Below are 13160 nucleotides of genomic sequence, written 5' to 3' on the forward strand. Positions count from 1 at the left end.
ACTCAGCGCTTGGCGATGATGTACACCGCGTGCACGATCCCCGGGATGTAACCGCACAACGTCAGCAGAATGTTCAGCCAGAACGCGCCGCCGAACCCGACCTGCAGAAACACACCCAGTGGCGGCAACAGAATGGCGATGATGATGCGGATAAAGTCCATGGGGCAGCTCCTGATTGGGGGTTGGCTCACCTGAGCCATACAAGCTAATCGACCTGTGCCGTTTGTCAGGGTTCAGTGCAAACCGCAATCTCGCCATCCGATTGCCATTACCCGGCCACAAAAAAACGCCCCACGCCAAAAGAATCAGGCGTGGGGCGTGCGTTATACCGCGAGACGGTTCTTGAATTCGGGTGGGAAACTTCAGCTCAGACGGCAATCCCTTTGCGGCATTGCAGCTGCGCGGTGCGTACCCGGGAGAAGGCGCGGGCCAGACGCAGGAGCATTTCGTCGATGTTGGCCTTGCTGACGTTGAGCGCCGGGGTGAAACGCAGGCAGTTGGCTTGCGGGGCGTTGAGCAGCAAACCTTCGTGAAGTGCGGCTTTGACGACGGCCTCGGCGGAGTCTTCCGACAGGGTCAGTCCCCAGAACAGCCCTTGCCCGCGCAACTCGCCATGTTCATAACGATGGGCCAGACGGGCGAGCCCTTCGCGCAGATGCTGGCCGTTGTCCCGGATCTGTTCGAGGAAGGCGCGGTCCTGCACGCTGTCGAGCACCACCAGGCCAGCGGCGGTCATCAGTGCGTTGCCATGATGCGTACCGCCCAATTCCCCAGGTTCGAAACAGCAGGCCTTGCCTCGTGCCAGCAGCGCCGCCAGTGGAACACCGCCGCCGAGGCCTTTGCCGAGCACGACGATATCGGCGCGCACTCCGTAGGACTGTTCGGCGAGCAAGGTGCCGCAGCGGCCGATGCCGGTCTGCACCTCATCGAGAATCAGCAGAATCCCCAGCTCACGGCACAGACGTTCGACACCCTTGAGGTAATGCTCGGTCGCAGGGATTACTCCGGCATCGCTCTGGATCGGTTCGAGCATGATCGCCACGGTTTGTGCGTCGACCGCTGCATGCAACGCCGGCAGGTCGTTAAACGGCACCAGATCGAACCCCGGCAGCAATGGCGCGAAGCGGTTGTGCAGGTTGCAACTGTCCGACGCCGAAATCGTCGCCAGACTACGTCCGTGGCAGCCTTGTCTGGCGACAATGATCCGCAAAGCGCCACCGCGATGCAGTTGACCCCATTTGCGCGCCAGTTTGATCGCCGCTTCACAGGCCTCACTGCCGCTGTTGAGCAGGTACGCCTGATCGCTGGCAGTGCTGGCACACAGGCGCTCGGCAAGGCTGAGCATGCCACGGTTGTGCAGATTGAAGCCGGGATTGATCAGGGCCTGGGCCTGGCTGGCGATGGCCTTGACCAGCGCCGAAGGGCTGTGGCCAAGGCTGTTGGCGCCGCCGGCCTGGGAAAAGTCCAGGTAGGCGCGGTCATTGCTGTCCCATAGCCAGGAGCCCTGGCCGCGAACGAATACCTGCCGCGGGCGCTCGACGCTGGGCATCAGACGCTCGGCATTCAGGCCATCAGTGGCGTCCGATTCTTGGGTTTCAAAAGCCAGGTCATCGAGGCTCGGCGTCTGGCGCCGCAAACTGAACAGATTCATTGAAAAAAACCTCGATCGAGGTTTTTTGAACTGCCTATGTAAAGACTTTCGAAACAAACGCTGGTCATGGCGCTTTCCGGCCCTTTAAGCCTTGTGAATGCGGTTAGACTAGGCCGGTTCACGGCGTCGAGCCATTTCGATTTCTCAGCATTTTCGATAAGTGTTACTTATGGATTTCAAACAACTGCGTTATTTCGTCGCGGTCTACGAAGAAGGGCATGTCGGACGCGCCGCCGAGCGCCTGTCGATCTCTCAGCCCGCGCTGTCCCAGCAGATTCGCCACCTGGAACAAAACCTCGACGTCACCCTGTTCGAACGCAGCAGCAAACGCCTGTTGCCGACCCTCGCCGCCCATACCTTGTACAACCACGCCCTGCCGCTGCTCGACGGCATGCAGCGGGCGCGTGAGGCGCTGGGCAACTTCAAGGGTCAGGCACTGCGCACATTGGCGATAGGCGTGCTACAGACCGTGCACACCAGCCTGGTGCCGCAAATGCTCGAGCGGGTGCGCAAGGCCCAGCCGCATCTGGTGGTGCAGATTTATGAACTGACGGGGCTTGAGATCGAGCGGCGACTGCTCAACGGGTCGCTGGATATCGGCATCAGCTATTTGCCGCCACGTCAGCCGGGGCTGCACGGCGTGATGCTGTACGAAGATGAACTGACGCTGGTCATCCCGGCGGATCATCCGCTGCGGGAATTCAAGAAAGTCTCGATGAGTCAGGCGGCCGAATTGCCGATGTTGCTATTGGGCGAAGAATTTCAGATCCGTCAGATCTGGCAGGCGCAATTGGCCAGCCTCGGACGACGCCCGCAAGTGCAGGCCGAATTGAACAATATGGTCGGGATTCTAGACAGCCTGCCGCATACGCGTCTGGCGACGGTGCTACCCGGTCGTTCACAAAAGGAGTACGACGATCAGGATCTGTTGTGGAAACCGTTGAGTGAGCCGCGTGTACCGTTGAAGGTCGGGCTGGTGTGTCGCGATGTGCAGCGCCAGCAGGCGCCATTGGCCTTGCTGCGAACGTTGCTGGAAGAGGTGATGCAGCGTGAGGACAAACCGCTGAAAGGTGCACCACCGCTGGACGCGCTGAGCTGAAAACTTTTCTGCGGGCATAAGAAAACCCCGCCGAAGCGGGGCTTTGCAGACTGTTTCCCTGACATCCATTTCACTCCGCCACCCTGGCAGAATCCTACGTGTCCGTGTTGTTGCTTTGCGCTTCCTGCGCGACGTCCATGGAAAGTAGATTAGCTCTGGATCCAATCTACGCCTATGGGAGAACAGCAGCACGTCATGTAAGAGATCGCTTACATGACGTTACATCATCAGAACTGCGCAGCGTCCAGCAGGAACAGCGACTCGCTGCCGGCCTGGACCGACGCGCTCAACGAGTGAATCCGCGGCAGCAGACGGGCGAAATAGAACCGCGCCGTGCCGAGTTTGCTCGCGTAGAAATCGTCCTGCGCTTCTTTGCCCAGCGATGCCTTGGCCATCAGCGCCCACATGTACGCGTAAGCGGTGTAGCCGAACGCTTGCAGATACTCGACCGATGCCGCACCGATTTCGTTCGGGTTGGTTTTCGCCCGGTCCAGCAGCCACGAGGTCAGCTCGTCGAGGGTGTCGACAGCATCATTCAGCGGCTTGGTGAACTCGCCCAGATCGGCACTGGCGGTCGCGGTGAAATGGCGGATCTCGTCGGCGAACAGCTTGTAGAACGCGCCGCCGCTGCCGACGATCTTGCGACCCACCAGGTCCAGCGCCTGAATGCCGTTGGTGCCTTCGTAGATCTGGGTGATGCGCACATCCCGCACCAGTTGCTCCTGGCCCCACTCGCGGATGTAGCCGTGGCCGCCGAAGATCTGCTGGCCGTGGACAGTGGTTTCCAGACCCAGATCGGTCAGGAACGCCTTGGCCACTGGTGTCAGCAAGGCAACCAGATCTTCCGCACGCTTGCGGGTCGCGGCGTCTTCGCTGAACTTGGCGGTGTCGAGTTGCATCGCCACGTAGGTGGAGAACGCACGGCCGCCTTCGTTCGAGGCTTTCATGGTCAGCAGCATGCGACGTACGTCCGGGTGGACGATGATCGGGTCGGCCACCTTGTCTTTGTTCTGCGCGCCGGTCGGCGAACGGCTCTGCAGGCGGTCGCGGGCGTATTCGATGGCGTTCTGGTACGAGCGCTCGCCGGTGGCCAGGCCCTGGATGCCGACGCCCAGACGCTCGTAGTTCATCATGGTGAACATCGCGGCCAGGCCCTTGTTCGGCTCGCCGACCAGATAACCCACCGCTTCGTCGAAGTTCATCACACAGGTGGCCGAGGCCTGGATGCCCATCTTGTGTTCGATCGAACCGCAATTCGCAGGGTTGCGTGCGCCCAGGCTGCCATCGGCATTGACCATGAACTTCGGCACCAGGAACAGCGAAATGCCCTTCGGCCCAGCCGGTGCGTCAGGCAGCTTGGCCAGCACCAGGTGAATGATGTTTTCGGTCAGGTCGTGCTCACCACCGGTGATGAAGATCTTGGTGCCGCTGACCTTGTAGGAGCCGTCGGCCTGAGGCTCGGCCTTGGTGCGGATGATGCCCAGGTCGGTGCCGGCATGCGGCTCGGTCAGGCACATGGAACCAGCCCAGACACCGGCGTACATGTTTGGCAGGTAAGCGGCTTTCAGTTCTTCGCTGGCGTGGGCGTTGATCGACAGGCAGGCGCCGGCGGTCAGCATCGGATAAAGACCGAAGGCCAGGCTGGCGGAGTTGACCATCTCTTCGACCTGGGCCGATACGGCTTTCGGCATGCCCATGCCGCCGTAAGCCGGATCACCACCAACACCGACCCAGCCGCCTTCGGCATAAGTCTGATAGGCCTGTGGGAAACCGGCCGGCGTGGTGACGGCACCGTCGGCCCAGTGGCAGCCTTCTTCATCGGCGGCACGGCTCAGGGGCGCGATGCTTTTGCTGGTGACCTTGCCGGCTTCTTCGAGAATGGCTTCGACGGTTTCCGCGTCCACGGTCTCAGCCAGCGCCGGCAGTTCGGCCCAGAGTTTGGCGACTTCGAACACTTCATTGAGGACGAAGCGCATATCGCGCAGCGGCGCTTTGTAGTCAGCCATGGCAAACCTCGCAAAGATCTAAACAGGTGATTCGTGGAAGGGTGTTTTCGTTGAGCTGGAGTGTAACCCAACAACTTTTGCGACACATAGGGTCAGGCAGTGACTGTTTTGTTATTTTTAGTCACCAGCCATCCAGCATAAAGAAGCCCGCAATCAGCGGGCTCTTTTGTTTAACAGGCGCGCGTTACAGCGCAAACAACTGGGCCGGCAGCTTCATCAGGCAATCGCTGCCCGCCTCGATCGCCGCACGATGCGCCGCGGTGCGCGGCAACAGACGTTTGAAGTAAAACTCGCACGTCGCCAGTTTGCCCTGGCAGAAATCGCCATCACCCTCGCCCGACTCCAGCTGCGCCTGGGCAACCAGCGCCATGCGCAGCCACAGATAGCCGAGAACGATGTAACCGCTGTACATCAGGTAATCCACCGACGCGGCGCCGACTTCATCCGGGTTCTTCATCGCGGCCATACCGACCTTCATGGTCAGCTCGCCCCACTGCTGGTTGAGGCCATCAAGCTGCGCGAAAAACTCGCCAAGTTGCGCATGCCCGGCGTTGGCCGCGCAGAATTTGTGGACGATCTTGGTGAAGTTGCGCAGCAGCTTGCCCTGACTGCCCAGCACTTTGCGCCCGAGCAGATCCAGCGCCTGAATGCCGTTGGTGCCCTCGTAGATCGGCGCGATCCGGCAATCGCGAACCAGTTGCTCCATGCCCCACTCGCGGATAAATCCGTGGCCGCCGAACACCTGCATGCCGTGGTTGGTCACCTCAAGGCCGGTGTCGGTCATGAACGCTTTGCAGATCGGGGTCAGGAACGCCAACAGGTCTTCGGCCTGCTGACGCGCCTCGGCGTCCGCGCTCAGGTGCGCGACATCGAGCATCTGAGCGGTGAAATAGGTCAGCGCGCGGTTGCCTTCGTTGAAGGCTTTCATGGTCAGCAGCATGCGTCGCACGTCCGGGTGGACGATGATCGGGTCGGCGGGTTTTTCCGGTGCTTTGGCGCCGGTCAGGGCGCGCATCTGCAGGCGGTCGTTGGCGTATTTGATCGCGCCCTGGAAGCTTGCCTCGCCCAGACACAGGCCCTGCATTCCCGTGCCGAGGCGCGCATGGTTCATCATGGTGAACATGCAGTTCAGGCCCTTGTTCGGCTCGCCGATCAGGAAGCCTTTGGCGTCGTCGAAGTTCAGCACGCAGGTGGCCGAGGCCTTGATGCCCATCTTGTGCTCGATCGAGCCGCAGGAAACGCCGTTGCGCTCACCCGCCTCACCGGCTGCGTCCGGAAGGAATTTCGGCACGATGAACAGCGAAATGCCTTTGGTCCCGGCCGGTGCGTCCGGCAGCTTGGCCAGCACCAGATGAATGATGTTGTCACTCATGTCGTGCTCGCCGGCGGAGATGAAAATCTTGCTGCCGGTCACTGCATAACTGCCGTCGGCCTGAGGCACCGCGCGGGTCTTGATGATGCCCAGATCGGTGCCGCAATGGGCTTCGGTCAGGCACATGGTGCCGGTCCACTGGCCGGCGGTGAGTTTGCGCAGATAGGTGTTTTTCTGTTCTTCGGTGCCGTGGGCGTGGATCGCCGACATGGCGCCGTGGGTCAGGCCCGGGTACATGCCCCACGAAGTGTTGCTGGAGGCGACCATTTCGCTGATCACCAGCCCCAACGAACTCGGCAGGCCCTGGCCGCCGTAGGTCGGATCTGCCGCCAGACCGTGCCAGCCGCCTTCCACGTATTGTGCGAAGGCTTGCTTGAAGCCTGTAGGCGTTGTTACCACGCCGTTGTCGAAATGGCAGCCCTCTTCGTCGCCGCTGCGATTGAGCGGTGCCAGCACGTTCTCACAGAACTTCGCGCCCTCGTCGAGGATCGCGTTGATCATGTCCGGGCTGGCGTCGTGGGCGCCGAGGGCCGCGTACTGAGTGTGGAAGTCAAAGACGTGGTCGATCAGAAAGCGCATGTCGCGCAGGGGAGCTTTGTATTCGGGCATGGTGGCTTCTCCTTCAGCAGATTGCTTCAACCTACTGCCGGCCACCCTGCCCCACAATCACTGTCCAGACGCTGAATGCGCCGTCATCACTCAACCTGCGGCGCTGTCCATGCGCACCGCGCCACGGCGGTTCTGCCCGAACGCCATCACGCAGTTACGGCCTGCGCCCTTGGCGCTGTAGAGCGCCTGGTCGGCGGATTTCAGTACCTCTTCCGGGGTGCGCTGTTCCAGGCGTTCGGCCACGCCGATGCTGACCGTGACCGACACACTGGACGCGCCCGAACCCGAGCGACGCTGACGGCCCTGCTGATCATCCTGCGGGCGGCTTTCCTGATTACGCAGCTGAATGTTGTAGGACGCAATCGACTCGCGAATGACTTCCAGGTGCGGCATGCACTCTTCAAGAGTCTTACCCGCAAACACCAGGGCGAATTCCTCACCGCCATAGCGATATGCCCTACCGCCGCCGCTGATTTTGGACAGCTTGCTGGCGACCAGACGCAAGACCTGGTCACCCACGTCATGGCCGTGGGTGTCGTTGAATTTCTTGAAGTGATCGACGTCGCTCATCGCCAGCACATAGTTGCGACCCAGACGCTGCATGCGCTCGTTGAGTGCGCGGCGGCCGGGCAGGCCGGTGAGCTCGTCGCGGAATGCCATTTGATAAGCCTCGTGCGCCACCGCCGCCGCAATCATCAGCATCACCTGGCTGCACATGATGTTCAGGGTGAACGGCAGGATGAAGGTTTTCGGCAGCATCCAGAACACCCCGAGCAACCCCACCAGTTGCGCCGCGTGCAGCGGACGCGGGTTGCGCCAGTATTGCCAGGCCAGCAGCAGGAACGCCGAGATGAACACCGGATACGACAACTGGATCAGGCTCATCCAAGCGCCGTGCAGCGCCGGCCAGCGGATCTCGGAAAGCCACATCAGCAAGGCCTGCGGATAACTTTGCTCAAGTCCCAGCGCCACGCTGCCAAACGCCAGCAGTACGGCGAAGCGCGCGACCATGTCCTGAAACAGGTGCGTGCGTTCCTGCCACGCGGCGAACAGACCGAACAGCAAGGGCAACAGCAGACAGACCAGATGGAACACCACAGCCGCGTCTTCGCGCACCTTGCCGTTGTCGCGGTAATAGTCGGTCTGGGTATCGAGCAGGAAGTAGGCGATGTACACCGTGACCATCAGAAACAGCTCGCGCTGGCGTCGGTAAACCGCACAGTACGAACCGCCCAACAGCAGCACCAAGGTTGGCAATACGTTAAACAGCGAGGTGAAGAACACGTTGAGGTCTTTGACGTACGCAGCCGCCAACCCCGCGAGCAACAACAGCAGTGAAGGCAGGAAATGACTGAAACGTACAGCGGAAGAACGCGGCAAGTGTAAAAGCTCCGACCCGTCATGGCAAAGAGATGGCATTGTGCCTGCAATGTGGCCAGTTAAGCACACATAATGTGATCCAGATCACAGGCTGTCTCTTTAACGGCCGAAATCGGCGGTTGCTGAGGGATTCAGTAAGGTTTTTTCCGCAACGGCCGCTAGACGGCCACCATGGCCATCATTCTTGATGGCCATGGTGTGTTTTTCTGCTCAGAGATCGTTGTAGAACGGCTGCAATGGCCCCTCTGCTGCCGGCCGGCCTTCAGCACCGTAAGGCTTGAGATAGAGCGATGCATCCATCGCCTGACGGGTCGTGACTTTCGGACTGGCCGGGCGCTGAGTGACGGCATTCTCGTCGCCGATATGGCCCTGCGGGATCACCAGCGACGGATGATCGAACGGTGCGCGCTCCCACGCCACGCGCGGATCGGTCAGGCCGACCTCCATGAATTTCACCAGCGCGTCGATTTCATCGGGCGTCAGGTTCAGCGCCGTCATGTCCGGGTCGAGATTGGAGGTGTTGTGCTGATTCACCGCCGGATGCTCGAAACCGCTGGTGTTGTTGGCGTCTTCGCCGCGCCGGTCACCGCCACGGTTGTAGAACTCCATCACCTGTTTGAGCGTCGAGCGGCTGCCGTTGTGGAAGTACGGGCCGGTCAGGGCGATGTTGCGCAGGGTCGGGGTCTTGAACGCGCCGTCGACCGAATCGCGGAAACCGACGTTCGGTTTGAGCGTGGCATCACAGGGAATCGCTGCACTCAACGGTGCCTCGAACGTGCAGACATCGACGTCCAGCGGATCCACCGAGCGGCCGCCCTGCAACACACTGTTGTACTGCCGGGTGAACGACCATGGATTGCCCCAGGCATCCGCGCCGCCGAGGGCGAGGTCTTCCGAGGTCGGGCGCACACCGGTGTTGTAGAAGCCGTTGTCGTAAAGAGTGGTCAGGTTGTCGGCCATTACCATCCGCTCGATGCGTTCGCGCGGGTGCATCAGCAGGCGGCTGGCGGCGTTGGTCAGCTCCGGACCGCCGTGGCAATTGACGCATTTGCCCTTGCCGAGAAACAGGTTCATGCCCTCCACCTGTTGCGCGTTCATCGCCGTGTGATCGCCTTGCAAATAGGCATCGATCGGCGCCTGATCGGACACCAGCGTGGCCTCATACATCTGGATCGCCAGGCCGAAGAACAGCGGGAAGTTGGCCTCCATCTGGGTATACGGCGCGCCGCCCACCAGAACGTTTTGCGTGGCGTTCCACAGCCGGGGCTGGAAGGCGTTCTTGATCAGTTCGCGATAGGTCGGCCGCCGCGCGCCGGATACTGGAGCCAGCACCGAATCGGTAGACGAAATCCGCTGCTGCTTGAGCATCAACGTGTCGAGCATCCTGCGGCCAATGTCGGCAAACGTACGGCCACCGCAGGACATTTCCACCGGACTGCCGGGCGGGCCGACGGCTTGCGAGGCGGCAGACGCATCGTTGAGCGCCAGCCGCACTTTGGTCGCGACCGTGCTGCGTTCGCTGGTCACGTAGATCCCGGCATCCGGATCGCGATTACCGAACGGCGAGAAGCCGTTGAACACGTTGTTGGCCCGACCGTCCCAGAAGTTGCGCACGTTGAACGCGGCGTTGATTACCGACGGCGCGTTGCGTCCGGTGCTGCGGCGAACGTTGATGCCGCCGACCTGAAACAGGCCGTCCGGCTGCTGGGTACATTTATCGAAACGCGGCTGATTGGGCTTGACGAAGTTGGCGTCAAACACGCCTTGCGAGCCGACCACATCGTCCGTCGAGTACACGATGGGCGAGTTGCGCTCCAGCGGATTGCTCAGCACGTGGGTGGGGAAGTCGGTTTTCTTCAGCGTGTAGTTCGGGCCGCCCTTGCCACCGGACAATGTCGCGTAGGACGCCACGTCACCGGGAATGTCCGACGCCACAAACGGTTTGTTGAAGATCGACGCGACGTTGACGTTGGTGTGCGCCTGGCCGGGGTTGAGTTGGTTGGTGATGCGGTGATCCACGCCAGCGTGGTAGTGGCAGGACGCGCAGGCCGTGGAGCCATCGCTGCCGATCTCCATGTCCCAGAAGAGCGCCTTGCCCAGCAGGATCGCAGCCTGGCGATTGAGCACGTAGTCGGTCATCAGGTCGACCTTGCGCCCACCTTCGGTCCCGGACGGATCGGGGGGCACCATCCCGCGCAACGATTGCAGCGAAGGGACTTCCGGCACCGGGGGATCGACTTCTGCTGGGTCGGCGGCCCATGCGCTGTGGACTGACAGCGCGATGGGTAACCAGAAGGTCAAACGAGCGAGTCGACTGATGTTCATAGGCTTCACCCTGACTGTTGTTGTTAAGTGCCGGGCGTCTTGCTTCTTTGAGCAGGCAGTTCTGGTTAGCACCGGTAAATCGGGCAGTGCAATTAATTGGCCATTCTTCTGGAAACATTTTGAATCAATAAGCGCAGGGATTCGGCCGAGCAGTGGCTTCATCAATGCTGGGGAATCAGCCCCGGGATTGGGGAAATCCGGGCACAAAAAAACCGCTGCCCCCGAGGGAGCAGCGGTTTTTTGAAAGACCGCGTTAAGGCTTAGTAGCCCAGTGCGAAGTCTTCTTCTTTCATGTCCATCAGGTTGTTGGCGCCCGACAGCATGGTGGCCACGTGCGTACGGGTACGCGGCAGGATGCGCTGGAAGTAGAAGCGCGCGGTTTGCAGCTTGGCGGTGTAGAACGCCTCGTCGCTGGTGCCGGCAGCCAGTTTTTCAGCAGCCAGACGCGCCATGTCCGCCCAGAAGTAGGCCAGGCAGGCGTAACCGGAGTACATCAGGTAGTCCACGGAGGCCGCGCCGACTTCTTCGCGATCTTTCATGGCGGCCATACCGACCTTCATGGTCAGTTCGCCCCACTCTTTGTTCAGTGCAGCCAACGGTGCGACGAATTCTTTAACAGCTTCGTTGCCTTCGTTGTTCTGGCAGAACTTGTGGACGATCTTGGTGAAGCCTTTGAGCGCCTCGCCTTGAGTCATCAGCACTTTACGGCCCAGCAGGTCGAGTGCCTGGATGCCGGTGGTGCCTTCGTACAGCATCGAGATGCGGCTGTCGCGAACGTTCTGCTCCATGCCCCACTCGGCGATGAAGCCGTGGCCGCCGTAGATCTGTACGCCGTGGTTGGCGGATTCGAAACCGACTTCGGTCATGAACGCTTTGGCGATCGGAGTCATGAAGGCCAGCAATGCGTCGGCTTTCTTCTTCTCTTCTTCGTCCACGCCGTATTTGACGATGTCGACCTGTTTGGCGGTGAAGTACACCATCGCACGGTTGCCTTCGGCGAATGCCTTCATGGTCAACAGCATGCGGCGTACGTCTGGGTGAACGATGATCGGGTCAGCGGCCTTGTCCGGCGCTTTCGGGCCAGTCAGGGAACGCATCTGCAGGCGATCGCGAGCGTATTTCAGGCCGCCTTGGAAGCCGATTTCGGCGTGAGCCAGACCTTGCAGTGCGGTACCCAGACGTGCGGTGTTCATGAAGGTGAACATGCAGTTCAGGCCTTTGTTCGCCGGGCCAATCAGGAAGCCGGTGGCGCCGTCGAAGTTCATCACGCAGGTCGCGTTGCCGTGGATGCCCATCTTGTGTTCGATCGAACCGCAGGTCACGGCGTTGCGTGCACCGACGGTGCCGTCGGCGTTCGGCAGGAACTTGGGAACGATGAACAGCGAGATGCCCTTGGTGCCGGCCGGTGCGTCCGGCAGGCGGGCCAGTACGATGTGGACGATGTTGTCGGCCATGTCGTGTTCACCGGCCGAGATGAAGATCTTGGTGCCGGAAACCTTGTAGGAACCGTCGGCCTGAGGTTCGGCCTTGGTGCGCAGCATGCCCAGGTCGGTGCCGCAGTGCGGTTCGGTCAGGCACATGGTGCCGGTCCATTCGCCGGAGACCAGTTTGGTCAGATAGGCTTCTTGCTGCTCTGGGGTGCCGTGCTCGGAGATGGTGTTCATCGCGCCGTGCGACAGGCCCGGGTACATGCCCCACGACCAGTTGGCTTCGCCGACCATCTCGCTGACTGCCAGACCCAGCGACTCAGGCAGGCCTTGACCGCCGTGCTCGACGTCATGGGCCAGGCTTGGCCAGCCGCCTTCGACGAATTGCTTGTAGGCTTCTTTGAAGCCAGTCGGGGTTTTCACGCCTGACTCGCTCCAGGTGCAGCCTTCGGTGTCACCCACGCGGTTCAGCGGTGCCAGCACCTGCTCACAAAACTTGGCGCCCTCTTCGAGAATGGCGTCAACCATGTCCGGCGTTGCTTCTGCACACGCTGGAAGGCTCTGATAGTGCGCTTCATAGCCGAGCAGTTCGTCACGAACGAAGCGAATATCACGCAAGGGGGCCTTGTAGTCAGGCATAGCGATAAACCTCTGCTGATGTAACCGGGAATGAACGACCGCGTTGATTTGTTATGACGGTCAAACAGTTGTTTGAAACATACGTTTACGCCGAAATCTTGTCAAGCGTCGTTCTTTTGCCGTTCGTCATCACATTTTCCGAACGCCGGACACAGCAGCGCGACATGTGCCCGACCGAGCCATGTGCACTGAAAAAAGATTAGTTGAGGGAGAAGGACTTACAACGAAAAACGCCGCGAACAGTCGCGGCGTCTGGCAAAGCGCAAATCAGAAAATCAGGCGAACGTATCGATGATCGTACCGAGCATTTCATCGGAAGCCTTGGCGACTTTCACGCCCAGTTCCGCCTGAAACTTGCCTTGGGCCATCTCGACCATGTTGCTCGCCAGGTCCGATTGTTGGGCGCGATCCACGGAACGCAGACGATCGACCTGTACTTCCGAAGACTGGCTGGTAACCGAACGCTCGATGGTGCTGCTGGCGATCTGACTGGCGGCCTGATCGACGCGGTTCTGCCCGGTCTGGATGGTGCTCAGACCTGCATAAAAAGCTGTATTTCCGGAGATTTCCATGGGAGCTCTCATCCTTGGGAAGGATCAATGGGTGCCATTGAACCAGAGGCGTCAGAAAAACACCCGTCAAAAACACTAAT

Annotated in this window: 9 protein-coding genes; 1 reads left to right on the forward strand and 8 read right to left on the reverse strand. The window is 60.6% G+C overall.

The genetic code is table 11. The features are described from left to right. Nucleotides 1–2: 2 nt before the first annotated feature. Complete coding sequence (locus CAF76_RS03940; RefSeq protein WP_003228885.1) at nucleotides 3–161, reverse strand: YqaE/Pmp3 family membrane protein; 159 nt, start codon at nucleotides 159–161, stop codon at nucleotides 3–5. A 206-nt stretch (nucleotides 162–367) separates the two neighbouring features. Further along, on the reverse strand, nucleotides 368–1651 hold the full coding sequence (locus CAF76_RS03945) for an aspartate aminotransferase family protein (protein WP_085646890.1): 1284 nt from the start codon (nucleotides 1649–1651) through the stop codon (nucleotides 368–370). Nucleotides 1652–1820: 169 nt separating this feature from the next. Here CAF76_RS03945 and CAF76_RS03950 point away from each other — a divergent pair, with 169 nt between their 5' ends. Further along, a complete protein-coding gene (locus CAF76_RS03950; RefSeq protein WP_064380308.1) occupies nucleotides 1821–2750 on the forward strand; it encodes a LysR family transcriptional regulator in 930 nt (309 codons plus the stop codon). A 227-nt stretch (nucleotides 2751–2977) separates the two neighbouring features. On the opposite strand, the gene CAF76_RS03955 is transcribed toward CAF76_RS03950, so the two are convergent. The 6 genes from CAF76_RS03955 to CAF76_RS03980 all read right to left on the reverse strand — a co-directional run bounded on the left by CAF76_RS03955 (nucleotide 2978) and on the right by CAF76_RS03980 (nucleotide 13080). Then, nucleotides 2978–4756, reverse strand: coding sequence for an acyl-CoA dehydrogenase C-terminal domain-containing protein (locus tag CAF76_RS03955; RefSeq protein WP_085646891.1), 1779 nt, complete (start codon nucleotides 4754–4756; stop codon nucleotides 2978–2980). Nucleotides 4757–4940: 184 nt separating this feature from the next. Further along, nucleotides 4941–6737, reverse strand: coding sequence for an acyl-CoA dehydrogenase C-terminal domain-containing protein (locus CAF76_RS03960; RefSeq protein ID WP_085646892.1), 1797 nt, complete (start codon nucleotides 6735–6737; stop codon nucleotides 4941–4943). Nucleotides 6738–6827: 90 nt separating this feature from the next. Beyond that, nucleotides 6828–8117 (reverse strand): GGDEF domain-containing protein, encoded by a 1290-nt coding sequence (locus CAF76_RS03965; RefSeq protein WP_064380305.1) that lies wholly within the window; start codon nucleotides 8115–8117, stop codon nucleotides 6828–6830. 210 nt (nucleotides 8118–8327) lie between these two features. After that, complete coding sequence (locus CAF76_RS03970) at nucleotides 8328–10442, reverse strand: cytochrome-c peroxidase (protein ID WP_085646893.1); 2115 nt, start codon at nucleotides 10440–10442, stop codon at nucleotides 8328–8330. A 260-nt stretch (nucleotides 10443–10702) separates the two neighbouring features. Further along, entirely contained in the window at nucleotides 10703–12508 is a 1806-nt protein-coding gene (locus tag CAF76_RS03975) for a phenylacyl-CoA dehydrogenase (RefSeq protein WP_039768046.1), read from the reverse strand. A 275-nt stretch (nucleotides 12509–12783) separates the two neighbouring features. Beyond that, on the reverse strand, nucleotides 12784–13080 hold the full coding sequence (locus CAF76_RS03980; protein WP_007959856.1) for a hypothetical protein: 297 nt from the start codon (nucleotides 13078–13080) through the stop codon (nucleotides 12784–12786). Nucleotides 13081–13160: the final 80 nt, after the last annotated feature.

It is taken from the genome of Pseudomonas sp. B40(2017) (assembly GCF_002112855.1).
Lineage (GTDB): Bacteria > Pseudomonadota > Gammaproteobacteria > Pseudomonadales > Pseudomonadaceae > Aquipseudomonas > Aquipseudomonas pharyngis.